At 47.6% G+C, this 19,493-nt stretch carries 22 protein-coding genes; 19 read left to right on the top strand and 3 right to left on the bottom strand.

The features are described 5' to 3' along the window. The first annotated feature begins 2 nt into the window (after positions 1–2). From secY to ACFQRK_RS12835, 16 genes are all read left to right on the top strand, one after another. The gene (secY, locus tag ACFQRK_RS12760) at positions 3–1,337 is read left to right on the top strand and encodes a preprotein translocase subunit SecY (RefSeq protein ID WP_379007205.1); all 1,335 of its coding nucleotides are present in this window, start codon (positions 3–5) and stop codon (positions 1,335–1,337) included. An 8-nt stretch (positions 1,338–1,345) separates the two neighbouring features. Then, the gene (gene map, locus ACFQRK_RS12765; protein WP_379007207.1) at positions 1,346–2,131 is read left to right on the top strand and encodes a type I methionyl aminopeptidase; all 786 of its coding nucleotides are present in this window, start codon (positions 1,346–1,348) and stop codon (positions 2,129–2,131) included. 72 nt (positions 2,132–2,203) lie between these two features. Next, positions 2,204–2,422 carry a translation initiation factor IF-1 gene (gene infA / locus ACFQRK_RS12770; RefSeq protein ID WP_013665023.1) on the top strand — a complete coding sequence of 73 codons (219 nt, stop codon included), beginning with the start codon at positions 2,204–2,206 and terminating at the stop codon, positions 2,420–2,422. Positions 2,423–2,473: 51 nt separating this feature from the next. After that, positions 2,474–2,590, top strand: coding sequence for a type B 50S ribosomal protein L36 (gene ykgO, locus ACFQRK_RS12775; RefSeq protein ID WP_013665024.1), 117 nt, complete (start codon positions 2,474–2,476; stop codon positions 2,588–2,590). Between the two features lie 15 nt (positions 2,591–2,605). Continuing rightward, positions 2,606–2,983, top strand: a complete 378-nt coding sequence (gene rpsM / locus ACFQRK_RS12780) for a 30S ribosomal protein S13 (protein WP_379007210.1) — start codon at positions 2,606–2,608, stop codon at positions 2,981–2,983. Positions 2,984–2,999: 16 nt separating this feature from the next. Next, the gene (rpsK, locus tag ACFQRK_RS12785; protein ID WP_379007212.1) at positions 3,000–3,389 is read left to right on the top strand and encodes a 30S ribosomal protein S11; all 390 of its coding nucleotides are present in this window, start codon (positions 3,000–3,002) and stop codon (positions 3,387–3,389) included. Positions 3,390–3,454: 65 nt separating this feature from the next. Beyond that, a complete protein-coding gene (gene rpsD, locus ACFQRK_RS12790; RefSeq protein ID WP_379007215.1) occupies positions 3,455–4,063 on the top strand; it encodes a 30S ribosomal protein S4 in 609 nt (202 codons plus the stop codon). An 84-nt stretch (positions 4,064–4,147) separates the two neighbouring features. Continuing rightward, a complete protein-coding gene (locus tag ACFQRK_RS12795; RefSeq protein WP_379007217.1) occupies positions 4,148–5,140 on the top strand; it encodes a DNA-directed RNA polymerase subunit alpha in 993 nt (330 codons plus the stop codon). 152 nt (positions 5,141–5,292) lie between these two features. After that, positions 5,293–5,895 carry a 50S ribosomal protein L17 gene (rplQ, locus tag ACFQRK_RS12800; protein WP_379007219.1) on the top strand — a complete coding sequence of 201 codons (603 nt, stop codon included), beginning with the start codon at positions 5,293–5,295 and terminating at the stop codon, positions 5,893–5,895. Between the two features lie 129 nt (positions 5,896–6,024). Continuing rightward, on the top strand, positions 6,025–7,161 hold the full coding sequence (locus tag ACFQRK_RS12805; RefSeq protein WP_379007221.1) for an aspartate aminotransferase family protein: 1,137 nt from the start codon (positions 6,025–6,027) through the stop codon (positions 7,159–7,161). A gap of 24 nt (positions 7,162–7,185) precedes the next feature. Beyond that, complete coding sequence (locus tag ACFQRK_RS12810; RefSeq protein WP_379007224.1) at positions 7,186–8,160, top strand: acetylornithine carbamoyltransferase; 975 nt, start codon at positions 7,186–7,188, stop codon at positions 8,158–8,160. 11 nt (positions 8,161–8,171) lie between these two features. Beyond that, positions 8,172–8,963, top strand: a complete 792-nt coding sequence (argB, locus tag ACFQRK_RS12815) for an acetylglutamate kinase (RefSeq protein WP_379007225.1) — start codon at positions 8,172–8,174, stop codon at positions 8,961–8,963. Positions 8,964–9,033: 70 nt separating this feature from the next. After that, a complete protein-coding gene (gene proC, locus ACFQRK_RS12820) occupies positions 9,034–9,837 on the top strand; it encodes a pyrroline-5-carboxylate reductase (RefSeq protein ID WP_379007227.1) in 804 nt (267 codons plus the stop codon). Continuing rightward, entirely contained in the window at positions 9,830–10,891 is a 1,062-nt protein-coding gene (locus tag ACFQRK_RS12825; RefSeq protein WP_379007229.1) for a M20 family metallo-hydrolase, read from the top strand. Before proC ends, ACFQRK_RS12825 begins: the two co-directional genes overlap by 8 nt. A gap of 79 nt (positions 10,892–10,970) precedes the next feature. Beyond that, a complete protein-coding gene (locus ACFQRK_RS12830; protein WP_379007232.1) occupies positions 10,971–11,405 on the top strand; it encodes a PepSY-like domain-containing protein in 435 nt (144 codons plus the stop codon). Between the two features lie 87 nt (positions 11,406–11,492). Beyond that, positions 11,493–11,813, top strand: coding sequence for a heavy metal-binding domain-containing protein (locus ACFQRK_RS12835; protein WP_379007235.1), 321 nt, complete (start codon positions 11,493–11,495; stop codon positions 11,811–11,813). Here ACFQRK_RS12835 and ACFQRK_RS12840 read toward each other — a convergent pair. Both ACFQRK_RS12840 and ACFQRK_RS12845 read right to left on the bottom strand, forming a co-directional pair. Further along, positions 11,803–12,657: an alpha/beta hydrolase gene (locus tag ACFQRK_RS12840; protein WP_379007236.1), complete on the bottom strand. Its 855-nt coding sequence runs from the start codon at positions 12,655–12,657 to the stop codon at positions 11,803–11,805. The two genes, ACFQRK_RS12835 and ACFQRK_RS12840, sit on opposite strands and share 11 nt — an antisense overlap. 120 nt (positions 12,658–12,777) lie before the next feature. After that, the gene (locus ACFQRK_RS12845; RefSeq protein ID WP_379007239.1) at positions 12,778–13,611 is read right to left on the bottom strand and encodes a family 16 glycosylhydrolase; all 834 of its coding nucleotides are present in this window, start codon (positions 13,609–13,611) and stop codon (positions 12,778–12,780) included. 201 nt (positions 13,612–13,812) lie between these two features. Between ACFQRK_RS12845 and ACFQRK_RS12850 the strand changes: the two genes are divergently transcribed. After that, on the top strand, positions 13,813–16,077 hold the full coding sequence (locus tag ACFQRK_RS12850; RefSeq protein WP_379007242.1) for a family 20 glycosylhydrolase: 2,265 nt from the start codon (positions 13,813–13,815) through the stop codon (positions 16,075–16,077). Between the two features lie 51 nt (positions 16,078–16,128). Here the strand turns inward: ACFQRK_RS12850 and ACFQRK_RS12855 are convergent, their stop codons facing one another. Then, the gene (locus ACFQRK_RS12855) at positions 16,129–17,181 is read right to left on the bottom strand and encodes a substrate-binding domain-containing protein (protein WP_379007244.1); all 1,053 of its coding nucleotides are present in this window, start codon (positions 17,179–17,181) and stop codon (positions 16,129–16,131) included. A gap of 252 nt (positions 17,182–17,433) precedes the next feature. Between ACFQRK_RS12855 and ACFQRK_RS12860 the strand changes: the two genes are divergently transcribed. Together ACFQRK_RS12860 and ACFQRK_RS12865 are read left to right on the top strand one after the other, a co-directional pair. Then, a complete protein-coding gene (locus ACFQRK_RS12860) occupies positions 17,434–18,288 on the top strand; it encodes a sugar phosphate isomerase/epimerase family protein (RefSeq protein ID WP_379007245.1) in 855 nt (284 codons plus the stop codon). 24 nt (positions 18,289–18,312) lie between these two features. Then, positions 18,313–19,473 (top strand): Gfo/Idh/MocA family protein, encoded by a 1,161-nt coding sequence (locus tag ACFQRK_RS12865; protein WP_379007248.1) that lies wholly within the window; start codon positions 18,313–18,315, stop codon positions 19,471–19,473. Positions 19,474–19,493 lie beyond the last annotated feature (20 nt).

Consider the following 19,493-nt stretch of genomic DNA (forward strand, 5'->3'; position numbering starts at 1 on the left):
ACATGAAGAAGCTAGTCACAACCTTGACCAACATTTGGAAGATCGACGATCTGAGAACGCGTATTCTGAATACGCTTTTATTTCTTTTGATCTACCGCGTTGGGTGCCATATTGTATTGCCGGGGGTAAACCCCGCTGCACTTCAGCACGAAGCCAAAGAGGGATTACTGGGCCTACTCGATATGTTTGCCGGTGGGTCGTTTTCTCGTTCGGCGATCTTCGCGTTGGGCGTGATGCCTTATATATCAGCCTCCATTGTTGTCCAGCTGTTAGGAATCGCGGTTCCCTATTTCCAAAAAATGCAGAAAGAGGGAGAGAGCGGGCGCAAGAAAATGAACCAGATTACCCGTTATCTTACGTTGGCTATCACGCTGGTACAGTCTATCGCTTACGTACGTACGCAAATAGACGGTGGCGCGAAGATGATTGCCGATCCGATGTTTACCATCTTATCGGCCTTTGTTTTGACGGCCGGAACACTCTTTGTGATGTGGCTCGGGGAAAAGATCACCGATAAGGGGATCGGGAATGGTATTTCACTAATTATCATGGTGGGTATCATTGCGCAGTTACCAAGTGGTATCACGGCTGAATGGTTCTCACGGATGAGCACAGGCGGCGGTGGACCCATTCCTTTGCTTCTGGAGTTTGTTGCGCTGTTCTTTGTTGTGATTTTCACCATTCTTATTGTGCAGGGCGTACGCAAGATACCCGTGCAATATGCAAAGAAGATCGTGGGGAATAAGCAATACGGAGGAGTGAGGCAGTACATACCGTTGAAGGTGAATGCGGCCGGCGTAATGCCTATCATCTTTGCACAGGCGATTATGTTCGTGCCGATGAGCCTTGGTCAGTTTTTCCCCGACTTGCAGTCGTCTTTTCTGACATCGTTAAGTAACTATACCTCGGTTGCCTACAATGTAACGTTCGGGATATTGATCATCGCGTTCACATTTTTCTATACGGCTATTATGGTGAATCCTCAGCAAATGTCAGAGGACATGAAAAAGAATGGTGGCTTTATTCCGGGTGTGAAACCCGGGCAGGCTACTAATTTCTATATCGATAGTGTCATTTCGAAAATCACGCTTCCCGGCGCGGTGTTCTTAGCGATCATTGCGATTTTACCAGCTATTGCCAGCCTATTTGGCGTGAACAATCAATTTGCGCATTTCTATGGAGGTACTTCCTTGCTGATTCTCGTGGGGGTAGTATTGGATACGCTCCAGCAGATTGAAAGCCATTTATTGATGCGTCATTACGACGGATTGATGAAGACCGGCCGTATCCGGGGACGGACGCCGGTAGCTTCTGGACCTACCCAATCGGTCATATAATCTTTAGCATGTCTAAAGTATATTACAAGTCAGAAGAAGACATTATTCAACTGCGAAAGTCGGCAACGGTACTTTCGCAGTTGCTTGGTGAAATAGCTAAACAGATTAAGCCAGGCGTAACCACTTTGTCCTTGGACCAGCTAGCTTACGAGTATATCCACGATCACGGTGGGCGGCCTGCATTTTTGAATTATAACGGATTTCCCAATTCGCTGTGTATTTCAGTGAATGATCAAGTGGTGCACGGGATTCCGGGAAACTATGAGCTGCGCGAAGGAGATATTGTATCGGTAGACGGCGGGGTTGAATTAAATTCATACATTAGCGATTCGGCTTATACGTTTGCGGTCGGTGAGGTCAGTGATGACGTCAAACAACTTCTTCGGGTGACGAAGGAATCGCTCGAATTGGGAATTGAGCAAGCGGTATCGGGCAAACGTGTGGGGGATATCGCCTATGCTGTACAGGAGCATGTGACCCAATACGGCTACGGCATTGTCCGGGAGTTGGTTGGGCACGGTGTGGGATTTAAACTGCATGAAAAGCCCGAGGTACCCAATTACGGCAAGCGCGGGTCGGGAACGAAACTGGAAACGGGCCTGGTTATCTGCATCGAACCTATGATTAACATGGGAAAAGCAGGAGTGAAGTTTTGGGAGGACGGATGGACGGTAAGTACCGTGGACGGCAAACCATCGGCACATTATGAACATATGGTTGCGATCCGCAAAGGCGTGCCCGATGTGTTGACTACTTTTTCGTATATTGAAGAAGTTTTGGATAAAAAGAATTGACATTCAATTTTTTTTGCTTATCTTTGCATCCCTGTTTGTGTGGGGGTATAATTAGATAATAATCAAGACTATATGGCGAAACAAGCCTCAATTGAGCAAGACGGAGTCATTAAAGAAGCACTTTCCAACGCCATGTTTCGCGTGGAATTGGAGAATGGGCACGAAATTATCGCTCATATTTCGGGGAAGATGCGTATGCATTACATCAAAATTTTGCCGGGGGACCGTGTAAAACTAGAAATGTCGCCGTACGATTTGACAAAGGGTAGAATAACGTATAGGTATAAGTGATAAGTTTGAAATTTGAAGGCGAAAAAAAAGCGCTAATATCATATTAAGATCATGAAAGTCAGAGCATCCATCAAGAAACGCAGTGCGGATTGCAAGATCATCCGTCGCAAAGGGAAGGTATTTGTAATCAACAAAAAGAACCCTAAATTCAAGCAACGTCAGGGATAAAATTACTAAATAAATATGGCAAGGATTGCAGGTATAGATTTACCGAAAAACAAACGAGGCGAGATTGGCCTCACATACATTTACGGAATCGGTCGGTCAACAGCACAGCGTATTTTGGATAAAGCTGGCATCGGTTATGACGTGAAGGTACAAGAGTGGGACGATGAGCAGCTATCTGCCATCCGTACGGTCATTAATGACGAGATCAAAGTTGAAGGTGCGCTCCGCTCGGAGGTTCAGTTGAATATCAAGCGCTTGATGGATATCGGTTGTTACCGGGGGCTGCGTCACCGTAAGCATTTACCTGTTCGCGGTCAACGTACTAAGAATAATTCGCGTACGAGGAAGGGAAAACGCAAGACGGTTGCAAACAAGAAAAAGGCTACTAAATAATAATTGAGAAGAAACAATGGCTAAGAGTAAAAAAGTAAGCAAGAAGCGTATTGTTGTTATTGAGCCGGTAGGTCAGGCTCACATCAACGCTACGTTTAACAATATCATCGTTACGCTTACCAACAATCAAGGGCAGACAATTTCGTGGTCAAGTGCCGGTAAAATGGGCTTTAAGGGATCAAAGAAGAACACGCCTTATGCAGCTTCTCAAGCAGCTGCTGATTGCGGCAAGGTAGCCCACGATCTGGGACTGCGCAAAGTAGAAGTTTACGTGAAAGGCCCTGGTGCAGGCCGTGAGTCGGCGATCCGTACGTTACAGAACTCAGGAATCGAAGTGATGGCTATCCGAGACATCACACCACTGCCTCATAACGGCTGCCGCCCCCCCAAACGCAGAAGAGTATAAAACAAATTTTTTAAAGCTAAGATTCTTCAGCTACAGGCTGAACGATACTTTAAAACCACACATATATGGCGAGATATACAGGACCTAAGTCCAAAATAGCCCGTAAGTTCAGAGAACCAATTTTCGGGCCTGACAAAGCATTAGAGCGCAAGAATTATCCTCCGGGACAGCACGGAGTTTCAAAGCGGAGAGGAAAGCAATCCGAGTACGCGGTACAATTGCTTGAGAAGCAAAAAGCGAAATACACATATGGTGTATTGGAGCGTCAATTCGCAAACCTGTTTGCGAGAGCTTCTTCCAAACACGGGATTACCGGTGAGGTATTTCTGAAACTGTTGGAAGCCCGCCTGGATAATACGGTCTATCGATTGGGAATCGCCCCAACACGTTCGGCCGCCCGTCAACTGGTGGGACACAAACATATTACGGTAAACGGTGAGGTGGTAAACATACCTTCCTATAGCCTTCGCCCCGGTGACGTGATTGCCGTGCGCGAACGGTCAAAATCACTGGAAGCGATAACGAACACGGTTGCCGGTCATAAGATCAACAAGTTCAGCTGGCTGGAATGGGATGCAAGTAACTTGACGGGGAAATTCCTTAATTACCCAGAGCGGTCAGAAATTCCCGAAAATATTAAGGAGAACTTAATTGTCGAGTTGTACTCCAAATAAATAACGCTACAGAAAAGCATATCCGGTTGGTATATGCTCTTCTGTTGTTTAGCAATTTTTGTAAACAAACATAAGAATAAATACATGGCAATCTTAGCATTTCAAAGACCTGATAAAGTTATCATGCAGAAATCGACAGATTTCGATGGCACGTTTGAATTTCGTCCATTGGAACCGGGTTTCGGTGTGACCATTGGTAATGCTTTACGCCGTATTCTACTGTCCTCACTGGAAGGATATGCAATTACGTCGGTTCGTTTCTCGGGGGTATCGCACGAATTTTCCACGATAAAAGGTGTTGTGGAGGATGTGACGGAAATTATCCTGAACCTGAAACAAGTTCGTTTCAAGAAAACAGGTGAAATGGGCGAATCCGAGAAGATCTTCATGGTTGTCAACGGGCAGGACCAATTGCAGGCCGGGGATATCACTAATTTTTCCAACAATTTTACTGTACTAAATCCTGACTTGGTCATTTGCAACATGGAAAGTTCCGTGACACTTGAATTGGAACTCAACGTTGCAAAGGGGCGCGGTTACGTGAATGCCGAGGAAAATAAGGTAGCCGATGGCCCCGTTGGGCTAATTGCCGTGGATTCGATTTTCACTCCGATAAAGAACGTGAAGTATACGATCGAAAATTATCGGGTAGAGCAAAAGACCGACTACGAGAAATTGTTGTTGGATATTTCGACCGACGGATCTATTCATCCAGAGGATGCCTTGAAGGAAGCCGCCAAGATTCTGATCCAGCATTTTATGCTTTTCTCTGATGAGAATATGTTGCTCGAATCTCAGGCGAAAGAGGAAACCAAGGTGGTGGACGAAGAGATTTTGCACATGCGCAAAATTCTCAAGACCGAGTTGGTCGACCTGGATCTGTCAGTACGGGCGCTTAACTGTTTGAAAGCAGCGGATATCCGTACACTCGCTGAGCTGGTGACCTATGACGTAGCGGACATGCTTAAATTCAGGAATTTCGGTAAAAAATCCCTGAGTGAAATCCAGGAATTGGTGAAATCAAAAGGTTTATCATTTGGCATGAACTTGGCCAAATATAAACTTGACGAAGAATAAAAACAATAATTAGCGACCTGCTGCATAATTCCTCTTGGCAAAGGAAAAAGTAAGAAAGAAAAAGTAAAAAATTGGGCGAAGTGCACTTTTTTGACTTTTAACTTTTGACTTTTAATTTCGAAAGAACGGTATGCACAAATTTTTAGATTAAAATGAGACACGGAAAGAAAATCAACCATTTAGGCCGCACAGCAAGTCATCGCAAGGCGATGTTGGCTAATATGGCAACTTCGCTGATCAAACACAAGCGCATTACGACCACATTGGCAAAAGCCAAAGCGCTACGCCAGTATGTGGAGCCGTTAATTACGAAGTCAAAGAATGACACTACCCATTCACGCCGGACGGTATTCAGCTACTTGCAGGATAAAGAGGCGGTAACGATTCTTTTCCGGGAGGTTTCCGAGAAGGTTGCCAGCCGTCCGGGCGGATATACGCGTATCATTAAACTTGAAAACCGTTTGGGTGACAACGCAGAGATGGCGTTTATCGAATTGGTCGATTATAACGAGGTATATAAGAAGGATGGCGTAGCTACCGAACGGAAATCTACGCGACGACGCGGTGGAAAGAAAAAATCCGGAGCAGACGCTGCCGCAGCTACCGTCGTTGAAGAGGTAGCCGAGGAACCGAAGGCGGAAACTCAGGAAGAACCGGTTGCAGAAGAGGCTGCCGGCGAACAGGAGGCTGCTGATGCGGAAGAGGCCGCCCCCGAAACGGAAGAAACTCCAAAAGAAGATAAGAAGGAAGACTAAGCGAATTAGTTCAGGAATGAGTGGAACCCGTTTTTTGATTTCGAAAAACGGGTTTTTTTGTATGGTGGCTCGATTGCCCCCGCTGGATTAATAGCTCAGTATATTTTCTCATATTTATAACGATTGAACATGAACCTATTTGATGTATATCCGATTAACCCGGTAACGATAACGAAAGCGAAAGGCACCGCCGTTTGGGATGCCCAGGGAAATGAGTACCTTGATTTGTACGGTGGCCACGCGGTGATTTCCATTGGCCATACCCATCCCCATTACCTGAAACGCATCACGGAGCAATTAGCGCAAATCGGATTTTATTCGAATTCCGTGGAAATGCCATTGCAACGTCAATTGGCCGATTTGCTTGGAAAAGTATCGGGTAAGTCCGATTACCAATTATTCTTATGTAACTCGGGTGCCGAGGCAAATGAAAATGCGTTGAAATTGGCTTCTTTTCATAACGGGCGGAAAAAGGTAATTGCTTTTAAAGGCGCATTCCATGGACGCACTTCCTTGGCGGTGGCTGCTACCGATAACCCGAAAATCGTTGCACCCGTGAACCAGACCGATCATGTTGTTTTTTTGCCTTTCAATGATGTGGAAGCATTGGAACAGGCTTTCTCCACCTATGGGAGTGAGGTATCTTCGGTAATTATAGAAGGCATACAGGGAGTCGGGGGAATACAGGTGGCTTCTAGCGAATTTCTACAGAAGATCCGGGCATTAACTACCCAATACGGTGCGGTGTTTATCGCCGATTCCGTGCAATGCGGATACGGGCGCACGGGAAGGTTTTATTCACATGATCATGCGGGAGTGGAAGCGGATATCTACAGCATGGCCAAAGGTATGGGGAATGGTTTCCCCATTGGTGCCATCGCTATTTCACCCCGCATTAAACCTTGGTTCGGCATGTTGGGCACCACCTTTGGTGGGAACCACTTAGCTTGTGCGGCCGGGTTGGCCGTGTTGGAAGTTATTCAGGAAGAAGCGTTGATGCAACGTGCAACCGAGGTAGGTAACTACCTCATCGGCGAATTGAAAACGATTACTGCCATCAGGGAAGTACGGGGCAGGGGACTGATGATCGGCATCGACCTTCCGGAGGAGCTCGGCACAATCAGGCGAGATTTGTTAGCCAAAAACCGTATCTTCACGGGCGAAGCCAAACCAAACGTAATCCGGTTGCTGCCGGCGCTGACAATGACGAAAGGCGACGCGGATCGGTTTTTGGAGGCACTGGATGAGCGGTTAAAGGAATTTTAGATCATAGATCAATACGTATTTCGGATGAAACATTTTTTTTCTGTAGCAGATGTAGATAATTTACCTCAATTGGTAGACGAAGCTTTGCAGCTCAAGAACAATCCCTTTGCCTCGGAATACCTGGGTAAGCGGAAGACATTGGGCTTGGTCTTTCTTAATCCCAGTTTACGTACGCGACTGAGCACCCAAAAGGCTGCCATCCATTTAGGTATGGATGTCATGGTCATAAACATGGATAAAGAAGGGTGGGCACTGGAAACCAAAGACGGGGTTGTCATGAACGGGAGTACCGTGGAACATATCCGGGAGGCTGCGGCGGTAATGGGACAGTATTGTGATATCCTGGGGTTGCGGTCATTTCCCAAATTGCAGGATCGGGAGGAAGATTACAGCGAAGATTTGTTTCAGAAATTTATTCGCTTTTGCAAGGTGCCGGTGATTAGCTTGGAAAGTGCAACCCGCCATCCCTTGCAGAGCCTTACGGACTTAATTACCATACGCGAGTGCTGGTCGGAAATAACCAGACCGCCCAAGGTGGTATTGGCTTGGGCTCCCCACGTCAAGGCACTACCGCAGGCAGTCCCGAATTCGTTTTCGGAGTGGATGTGCAGGGCACAGGTTGAGGGAATGGTAGATTTTGTGATTGCACACCCACAGGGGTATGCGCTTGCGGAGGAATTTACACGCGGCGCCGCCGTTACCCATTCCTTGGAGGAGGGAATAGCAGATGCCGACTTTGTCTATGTGAAAAATTGGTCGGCTTACGAGGATTACGGTAAAATCCATTCGGTTGATGATCGATGGATGATCGACCAAAATAAGTTGACCTTGACGAACGACGCCAAAGTCATGCACTGCCTACCTGTACGTCGCGATGTGGAATTAGCCAGCGAAGTGTTAGACGGCCCCAACGCATTGGTAATCCAAGAAGCGGGTAATCGTGTGTGGGCGGCACAAGCCGTGCTAAAACGCATGCTCGAACAACTAGCCGTCGGATAACTAAAAGAGGTATGCGGGAAAAATTGTGGATTATCAAAATCGGAGGTAACGTCATCGACGATTCTGAAGGATTGACACGCTTTTTGGAGCGTTTTGGAAGCCTGCGTGGTTACAAAATTTTAGTTCACGGCGGAGGAAAGATCGCAACCCGGATGGCGGCGGATTTGGGTATCGAAGCGAAAATGGTCGATGGCCGGCGCATCACCGATGAGGCGATGTTGCGCATAGTAACCATGGTGTATGCCGGGTTGACCAACAAGCAGCTGGTAGCTGATTTGCAGGCTCGTGGCTGCAATGCCGTGGGATTAAGCGGCGCTGACGGCAATTCCATCCGAGCGATAAAGCGCCCCGTAGGTGCAGTCGATTATGGTTTTGTAGGAGATATCTTACCTGATTCGGTGGATACCGATACGATTGCAACTTTCGTGAATGCGGGCTTTGTTCCGGTGTTCTCGGCCATCACCCATGATGGACATGGGCAGCTGCTTAATACCAATGCTGATACGATTGCCTCGGCATTGGCCATAGCCCTATCCGATCGGTATGCAACTTCCTTGGTTTATTGCTTTGAGAAACGAGGGGTACTTCGCGATATCAACGATGAAAACTCCGCGATTCCCGAAATCCGGGCCGGTGAGTTTGAGCAGTTAAAAACATCAGGAGTCATCGCGGATGGGATGGTACCTAAACTACATAACGCATTCGAAGCTATTGGCAAAGGGGTAAGTGAAGTATGCATTGGCCACGCAGACGACCTCCATCTGCTGCGAGAGCAGCACTTCGGAACGAGGTTAGTGCGTTAGGGACGGCTGTAGACATCGGATGAAAATCTGGTATACCGGATTAGCTGGTATACGATATATAATGTGAAAAATGAATAAGATAACGATTGTAGGAAGCGGAAATATTGGCCTTTCGTTAGCCAAGGGCTTGGTAAACAGGGCTTACTGCCAGGCTGAAGATATCACCTTGACCCGGAGGAACCTCAGATCGTTGGGCGAGGAGGCTGCGAAAGGTTTTAAGGTGAGTGACAACAATAAAGTAGCGATCTATGACGCCGATGTTATTGTACTCGCGGTGTTGCCGCAGCAATTGAAGAAAGTCCTGGAAGAAATTGCTCCCGCTGTCGTACCTGAAAAGCAGATCGTGGTGTCAGTGATTTCGGGTGTTACGTGTGCCGATGTGCGAGATAAGTTGGGGAACAACATCCAGGTGATCCGAGCTATGCCGAACACAGCGATAGCGATTGGTCAATCCATGACCTGTATTGCTTCGGACAATGCTTCCGACGAACAGTTGGAGCGGGTGACGAAGATGTTTGAAACGGTTGGTTCAGTGGTTACAATCAACGAAGACCTGATGACCTCGGCGACAGCGTTGTGTGCCTGTGGCATTGCCTTCTTCCTCCGTGCGATCCGGGCGGCCTCACAGGGAGGCGTCGAAATTGGCTTTCACGCGCACGATGCGTTAAAAATGGCGGTTCAAACGGCAAAAGGAGCGGCAGACTTACTACTGCAAACACAAAGCCATCCGGAAGGAGAAATTGACAAAGTCACTTCACCCAAAGGCTGTACAATAGCTGGATTGAATGAAATGGAACACAATGGGTTCAGTTCTGCTTTTATCAAGGGTATCAAATTGTCCGCATTGAAGGCGGGAGGGCTCTACAATGATTGACAAGCTGGTACAGGAAAGCATTTCCCTCCTGCGAGATCTCATCCGCATTCCGTCGTTTAGTAAAGAAGAAAACCAGACAGGTGATGCGATAGAGCGGTTTTTGCAGCAACGGGGCGTGCGAACTTACCGAAAGATGAACAACGTTTGGGCCTATAACAGATTTTTCGATCCGGCCAAACCGACGATCTTACTTAACTCTCACCACGACACGGTAAAACCCAACACGGGGTATACACGCAACCCCTTTTCACCGGATGTCGAGGGCGGCATTTTATACGGACTTGGAAGCAATGACGCAGGGGGATGCCTTGTTTCATTGATAGCGGCTTTTCTTTATTTTTACCCACAAGAAGGACTCCAATATAATTTTTGCCTGGCTGCTACGGCCGAGGAGGAAATCTCCGGTATCAACGGACTTGAATCGGTCATTCCCGATTTAGGATCGTTGGACTTTGCCATTGTAGGTGAGCCTACGCTGATGCAGTTGGCCGTTGCGGAACGCGGCCTGATGGTACTGGATTGTGTAGCGCATGGCAAGGCCGGCCATGCTGCGCGCGATGAGGGAGACAATGCCATCTACAAAGCACTCAAAGATATCGAATGGTTCATTACCTACCGGTTTCCGAAAGAATCGGAAGAATTCGGGCCGATCAAAATGAGTGTTACCGTTATTCACGCGGGATCTCAACACAATGTGGTACCTGCCACATGCGAGTTCGTGGTAGATGTCCGGGTAACGGATGTATATCGCAATGAAGAAGTGCTCGAAATTATCCGCGACCATGTACATTGCGAGGTTCAGCCCCGTTCGGTTAGGCTTAAGCCTTCATCCATTCCCAAGGACCATCCGGTTGTGCAGGCGGGCCTTGCGCTTGGGCGTACCACCTACGGATCACCCACCACCAGCGATCAAGCTTTACTCGATATTCCCTCGCTTAAACTCGGGCCGGGCGATTCGGCCCGCTCGCATATGGCCGATGAATTCATTCATATAAATGAAATCGATGAAGGCATCCGGTTATACATTGACATACTTGAAAAAGTGGTTAAATAGTTTTTTTCATGAAAGCAGTAAGGGTAAACTGCCTTTGCGTTGTCTTGGTATAAAATCAGGCATAACAAAATATTTAATCATGAAAAAAGTAAACTATTTAGTGGTTTTGGTGAGTGTTGCAGCGATGCTGGTTGTTAGTTGTGAAAAAGAAAAGGTGGTTTCTACCGATCGGCTTCCGGGGCCGGCTCAATCGTTTATCACACAGCATTTCCCGGAACATGAAATCCTCCAAGTGGTAAAAGAACGTGACGATTTGAGGACTTCTTATGATGTCTATCTGAGCGAGGGATACAACCTGGATTTTGATAAACATGGAAACATTCTTGGCATAGAAAGCCCGAACAGACTGCCGGATAGCGTTGTTCCGCCCAAGTTATTGGCTTATGTCCACGCGCATTATCCAGATCATTTTATACGGGACTGGGAAAAGGATGACCGGGGCCAGGAGATCAAGCTGTCTAACGGTATGGAGTTGCAATTTGACAAGGAGGGCAACTTCCAACGGATTGATTAGTCAGTGATCCGTGCGAAGCTCCCCGATCACTCCCTGATGTTGTAACAATTGCCACGGGCGGGTATCCAATAGTAAAAATTGATTGCTATGCTTGTTACAACAACTCATCAGGTAGAAGGAAAAAAAATCACCAAGTATATAGGTTTGGTAAGCGGGGAGACGATTATCGGAGCAAATTTCTTCCGTGACATCTTCGCTGGAATACGGGATATTGTCGGTGGCCGCTCGGGATCCTACGAAAAAATATTGCGGGAAGCCAAAGAGACCGCCGTTTACGAAATGCAGCAGTATGCAGCTTCTATGGGCGCAAATGCGGTGGTAGGCGTCGATCTTGACTATGAAACCGTAGGCAGTGGGGGAAGCATGCTGATGGTTACTGCCAGCGGCACTGCGGTAATCATTGAGTAATCAAGGGACTGTAAAAACGTTGCAGTCCCTTGATAAAACTTAATTGGCCGGTGTCCATGTGATCGAGGAAATTGTAGATAAAGGTATCCAGGTATAAACTGTCGATGTTTTGATTTTTAAAGGCCATGGTCAAGTTGTAGATCGGGTCAACGGTCCACTCGCTATTTTCCAAGCTGCCCGCGGTTAACACGATATTCAGACGGGTATCCGGCTTGAGGGACGCCAGTTTCTCTGGCAACTGATTGAGATAAAAATCATGGTACCAAAGGGAAGGACTCGCCGCGACGATATTCGAGAATATCGTTTTTCCCTCCTGTGCCTGTTGAAGCATGGCCGTTAACGCAAAATAACCGCCGAATGAATGCCCCATTAATGTACGCTGTGCGGTATCTACCCGTAATTCCCCCTCCAATTGGGGTAGCAATTCGGTACTTATAAATTTGAAAAAGTTCAATCCTCCACCTGAAGCTTTTATTTCATCCGATTCCAAGGACTGGGGATAGAGGAAGTCTCTCACACGCAGTGAATCCATTTTTTTAAAATCGCCATAGCCGATGCCCACCAGAATTACCGGGGGCAACAGTCCGGTCATTTCATGCTGCTTGACAAGCGGAGCCATGGATGGAAAATAGAAGTCGCCATCTACCAACAGCACGATTGGGTAGCGTTGGTCGCTATCCGAATGATAATCTTCGGGCAATTGCATGGCAACGGTAAATGTGTCTCCAACCGCAGTGGAGTAGTATTCGCGGATTGTCGTATGATAAGTAGCTGGCCGGTTGAGTTGAGCGACACCGAGTACAGGTAGTAACAGCAGCCATACGAGTAACGTGTTATTTTCCATGGTTTACTGATTAAGTTGATGCAAAAATAATCGTCTAATCAGCAGACATATAGGTATTTAACGTTTTTAACAATTTTTACATTTTTTAACAGAGTCTTGCGAAGCTGTGTCAAGTACACGTTAGTTTTCAATCAAGTCATATACCCGGACGTAGTCCACTTCCAATTGGGCCGGAAAGGCCATTTCATCGACCCCCTGTAAACCTCCCCAATTGCCACCCACTGCGATATTGATCAGCCAATGGAAATTCTTGTCGAAAGGCCAGGCGCGGAATCCGGTCCCTTCATTAGCAAAAGTGAAGATTTGTACGTCGTCCACGTACCCGCGGATGTAAGTGGGGGTCCAATCCACCCGGTAAACGTGAAAGTCGGCTGTCGCATTTTCGATTCTTTTTTTTGCGGTTTTCTGTGTTCCGTTGACGTGATTATATGCGTCGGTGTGCACACTGATGTGAACGACATCGGGGTCATGGCCCACATGCTCTAAAATGTCGATTTCACCTGAAGCCGGCCACCCGCCATACGCCCAGTCGGTAGGCAGCAGCCATATTGCGGGCCAGGTACCTACGCCAGATGGCAATTTGGCTTTTACTTCAAATCTTCCGTAACGGAAGTCGGCTTTTCCCCGGCTTACCAACCTTGCCGACGTGTAGGCCGACCCCTTGTAGGGTTCGCGGATCGCGGTGACGGTAAGCAGGCCGCCACCGACATGCACATTTTCCAGGCGTTTTTCGGTATAGTACTGTTGTTCATTGTTACCCCAGCCATCTGCCCCGATGTCATACCCCCATTTCGTTTCGTCGGGTAGACCATCGTAGTTAAACTCATCTGCCCAGGAGGGGGTGGATGCAAACGTATATTCCTCTGGTCCGGGAAATAAAGGCGATGGTATGTCCGGCCGATTCCGCTGGTTAACACAAACTACTAGTAATAGCGCCAAGTAAGGAAGATTCATAACGAAGGTATTTTGCTACAATAATATATATTTTTCCATAATTTATTCACTGCATGTCCGCATTCAAGGGTTCTCCGCGTATTAAGGAAGTGCCGAACCGGGGTTGATTGGGGTGTTTCTAATTATGGCGCACTACGATAATTGGATAATATAAGCATTTTGAGTAAGTTTGTCTCAGATACACTAAAACAAACAGATCGCATGACTCAATATGCACGCAGATTGATATTGGGTTTGTTGGTGTTGTCGTCTACGGCGGTGATACCTGCCCTTGGTCAAAATCAGATAGCTCTCATTCCCCGGCCCAATACCCTAGAAATTCACGAAGGCGAGTTTGTATTTCCTTCGGTTACACCGGTGTATGCATTTGATGAATTTTCAGATGTCGCTTCGTTGCTCGCCGAACATCCTTATGCGAACTTTACGCCGGCTGAACGTATCAAATCCCATAAACGGATACCGGAGGGTGGCATACGGCTCATCCGGGCCCGCGCAGAGGATCATCTTCCGGCCGACGCATACCGGTTGACGGTAGACACCGGAGGCATCATGATCACCGCGCATCAGCCGGCCGCGGTTATTAACGGGATATTGACATTGCTGCAATTGGCATATACCCAGCCCAATGGCCGGATATTGCCGGCGATGATGATTGAGGACAAGCCACGTTTTGCGTATCGTGGGCTCCTTTTGGATGTTTCGAGGCATTTCTATCCGTTATCTTTTCTCAAGAAGTTCATCGATCTGATGGCGCTCTATAAATTCAATACGCTTCATTGGCACCTTACGGATGGCGCGGGCTGGCGATTGGAAATCAAGCGTTATCCCGAGCTTACCCAAAGGGCGGCTTGGCGAACACACGTCCCGTGGAAAGATTGGTGGCAAAATGGGCGCAGGTATTTGAATGAAGGGGAGCCCAATGCAAGCGGTGGGTACTATACGCAGGATGAAGCGCGGGAATTGGTTGCGTATGCCGCAAAAAAAGGCATTACCATCATTCCGGAGATTGAGATGCCGGGCCATTCCGAGGAAGTACTGGCTGTGTATCCGGAATTATCGTGTTCGGGAAGCCCTTATCAGCACGCCGAATTTTGTGTCGGTAGTGAGGAGACCTTTACGTTTCTGACCAACATGCTGAGTGAAGTAATCGCTGTTTTTCCGTCGGAATATGTCCACATCGGTGGAGATGAGGTAAGCAAGGAATCCTGGAAGGCCTGTCCGAAGTGCCAGGCGTTGATGGAAAGAGAGGGCCTTAAGACAGTGGATGAGTTGCAGAGTTATGCGGTAAAGCGTATCGGATCATTTCTGCAGTCAAAGGGAAAGAAATTGATCGGCTGGGATGAAATCTTGGAGGGAGGCGCCCCGGCGGGTGCGACGGTGATGAGTTGGCGCGGAGAAGAAGGCGGAGTCCAAGCGGCCAATGCAGGCCACAATGTGATTATGACCCCCAATTCCCATCTTTATTTCGATTATTACCAAAGTGATCCGCGAACGCAGCCCGAGGCGATCGGGGGCTATATCCCGGTACGTAAGGTGTACGAATATGAACCCATTCCCAAAGGGGTTGCGGCAGATAAGGTAGCACATATTTTAGGAGCACAGGGTAATATCTGGACCGAGTACATGCCAACGTCGGAACAGGTGGAATACATGGCGTTTCCCCGCGCACTGGCTTTGGCCGAAGTGGTGTGGTCCAATCCGGGGCAACGGGATTGGAACGATTTCTACGAACGATTGCAACAACATTATACGTTGTTGCAAAAATTTCATGTTAATTACTACCGCCCCTCATATCGGGTGGATATCGCGGTTCGGTTCAATCCGGATACCCTAACCAACACGGTTTCCATGTCTACCGAACAATACGGACCCGGTATCCGCTATACGACCGATGGTACGGACCCGGATGCAAAATCAGCCTTGTATGCCGAGCCCATCGAGCTATCTATACCGGCTACGGTCAAGGCGGCATACTTCGTCGATTCGGGTCGCGTCGGATCGGTGACGACGGCCAAGGCTGATGTTCATAAAGCCATCGGCAAAACGGTTTCCTATCAGACGCCTTGGGATACTTATGCGGCGGAGGAAGCCCGCACGTTGGTAAATGGCAGTAAGGGCGGGCGCCAGGCCGACGACGGTCAATGGCAAGGATTCCGAAACCACGTAGATGTGACCATCGATTTTGAGCGACGCGAGGAGTTGCACAGCGTAGCCATCGGGTTCCTGCAGGATCGAGCTGTGAATGCATATCTCCCCGGGGAGGTAAAGGTATTGCTGTCTGATAACGGCAAAAATTTCCGTGAAGCGGGTGTTGTGGCCAACGCCGTATCTCCGGAAGAGCGGTTTCCTGTAACCAAAACTTTTGAATTCAATTTCGAAGTTCCGCAGACGGCCCGCTACCTACGCATCGTCGCGACCAACGTACAGCATGAATTGTTGCTTACCGATGAAGTGGTGGTATATTAAAAAGGCTGGATACGTTGATGCGGGTATTTCCGCTGGTTAACGCGTGAGCTGTCAGGCACCGTGACCGATATGGTTATAATACTTCAGGTTAGACTTCATCACGATGTCGATCGGAAGATACGTCTTCTTATTGATGGTTCTTTTTAAAATCAGCAGATCATAAAACAAGTGGATGCCCGCATAAGCTTGCGTGTAGGGCTGTTGCGAAATAAGGAAATCGATTACCTCATTTGTTAAATATTTGACGTTTTCCTCAATCAGGTCATAACCGATTAAAATGTGCTTTTTTTCGGGTGAGAATACGCTGGCAACGCGATGGATACCGTTGGTAACGAATATTCCTTCGACAAAGGGGCTGGCAGCGATTAATCCCGAGAGTTCGGTTTCAATGTGTTCATTGGCCAACGTACTTTCATATTTTATAATGGATCGCTGTTTTGATTTGAAAAACTCCCTGAAACCGTTTTCCCGACTGGTAAAATGTAAGTGATTATCCTGTTCTTGTGTAAGCGAGATGATCAGGAGCGTTGACGAAGGAGATACGGATTTGTGTAGTAATTCGCCGGCGAGGAAGCCACTGTCGAAAGAATGCTGGCCGATAAACGGGATATTAGGAAGTTCGGGCAATTGCGTATCAAAGAATATGACCGGCGTACCGGCTCGTTTAAGGCGCTGCACAAATTTTAGGGTTTCGGCCGCAAAAATGGGAACCATGAATACACCGTCGTAGTTGTTTTCCAAGATCGATGCTGTTTGTGTCACGAATGCCTGTTTGTCATTTTGATGAAACCGGTGGACCTCGATCTGGAAACCGTATGGTTTAAGTTCGTTAATAGCGTCGGCAAAGCCACGTTCGTGCTCCTTCCAATAAGGAATGTCCGGCGTGGCTTCCGGAAGCAGCGCGGCAATCGAATATTGCTTCGCCGATTTCAGGCGGCTCGCCAGAATGTTCGGCGTATAGCCTAACTCTTCTATGGCTTTTAAAATCCGCTCTTCTGTCTTTTTTGAAACCCCTCCCCGGTTATTGAGTACTTTGTCAACAGGGCCGGTGGAAACGCCAGCGTGTAGGGCAATATCTTTAATGCCAACGGGATTTTTTTTCATTGCAAATGATCATTATTGGCTAACCGGTACAAAGACAAGGCGGTTAGATACGACAAAAATACAAGTAAATTAATCAATTATACATAAAAAATGGGTAAAAATTTAGGTTTTAAAAAAAATATAGTTATATTCGCGGCATAAGGTGAACGTTCACTATTTTTAAGGCTAACAGCCTCTTTTTTTAAAACCAAATAGTTAACGTTCACTATTTTTTGATTTACGTGATTGCTAACCTTTTTTACAATTTAAATTATGAAGATCGGTATCGATAGCTATTGTTATCATAGACTGTTTGGGGAGGTATATCCGCAACAAGATCAGCCTGGAAGCTTACTATCCTTTGACGAATTTCTGGAAAAAGCAATCGAATTGCCCATAGACGGACTTTCGCTGGAATCGTGTTTTTTCCCAAAATTTGACGCGCATTATTTGCAGGCTGTCAAAGGGATACTTGACAGCGCCGGCATGGATCGGGTATACGCCTGGGGCCATCCCGATGGATTAGAACGAGGCCAAAACCCCGGGGCCTACGACGAAATGTTGGCTCATATTGAATATGCCAGTCAGATCGGTGCAAAAGTAATGCGGGTGGTAGGTAGCAGTCTTCTTTTCCGGTTTGAGCCGCATGGGCCCCAACTCGAAAAATTGGGACAACAGTTTGCAGAGGCAACTAAAATAGCTGAGCGATATGAGGTAAAACTGGCGGTAGAAAATCATATCGACTATAATGCCGACGAAATTTTGCAGCTGGTGCGCCACGTAAATTCACCTTATTTCGGTGTGAACTTTGACACGGGTAATTTCTTAAGGGTCCTGGACGATCCGATCCAAGCCATGGAAAAGCTGGCGCCCTATGTGTACGCCACCCACATCAAGGATTTGCTTCCCGTCAAAGGAGTGCCGGCGAATGAATGGTATTTTTTCTCATGCGTGCCAACCAATCAGGGAATGATTGATAACCGGAAAATAGCTGAAATTCTCCATGCACAGGGCTACGAAGGATTTTTGGCGGTCGAGATCGATTTTCTTCATCCGGACTACCGCAATCAGGAGGAGCAAGTGGTACGCCAAAGTATCGCGGAACTGCGAAAAATCACAACCTTTTAAGCATACAACTTTAAGCATACAACTATGAGACAATTAAACGTCGGAATCATTGGGTATAAATTTATGGGGCGAGCCCATAGCAATGCTTGGAAAAAGGCGTCACTTTTCTTTGATATCCCGTTTCAACCGGTTCTCAAAGTGGCTTGCGGACGGCATCTGGACGGCTTAACGGAATTTGCCGACAAATGGGGATGGGAAGAAACGGAAACGGATTGGCGGCGCCTTATTGAACGGGATGATATCGATGTTATTGACATTGCAACACCGCAACACCTGCATGCAGAAATTGCTTTGGCGGCTGCAAAGGCTGGAAAACATCTGTTCTGCGAAAAGCCGTTGGCAATGACCAGTGCACAGGCCGAGGAGATGTTGCGGGCATGTCAGGCCAGTGGGGTAACGCATTACCTGAACCACAATTATCGGCGTGTACCAGCAATTGCACTGGCTAAACGAATGATTGATGACGGGTTGATAGGAACTGTCTATCATTGGCGGGCCGCATACCAACAAGACTGGATCACCGACCCAAACTTTCCCCTTACCTGGCAGTTGCAGCGCGAATTGGCACAAGCCGGCCCGCAATGGGACCTCAACTCACATTGCGTGGATTTGGCGCATCACCTCGTTGGGCAGATCACCGATGTGACGGCCTTAACACGGCGGTTCATTGACCAGCGACCGTTGGCTATGGAAGGTGCCATGGGAAATCTAAAAGCCGAAGCCTCGCGCACGGGCATGGGGCAGGTCACTGTAGAAGATGCAGCGCTCATGCTCGTCAATTTCAAAAATGGGGCCGTCGGATCGTTTGAAGCCACCCGGTTTGCCAATGGTCGTAAGAACAAGCTGTCTTTCGAAATTTACGGAAGCGATGGTGCCGTCACGTTCGATCTGGAACGGCTGAATGAGTTGCGGTATTTTTCAAACCGAGATCCAGATGGATTGAGCGGATTCCGTACACTGCTGACAACTGATGAAAGCCATCCGTATATAAAAAACTGGTGGCCCGCCGGACATATTATCGGTTATGAACACACCTTTATCCATGCGGTCGCTGATTTCGTTACTGCGTTGGGACAGGGTACAGCAATTAAGCCTGATTTTTCGGATGGCGTTGCGATCCTCAAAGTACTGGAAGCCGGTCTGAAATCCGCAACCGAACAAAAGACCGTAACCATCGAATATTAGTTAAGACAATCAAAGGAAAA

Source organism: Parapedobacter sp. GCM10030251, assembly GCF_042666505.1.
Classification (GTDB): Bacteria; Bacteroidota; Bacteroidia; order Sphingobacteriales; family Sphingobacteriaceae; genus Parapedobacter.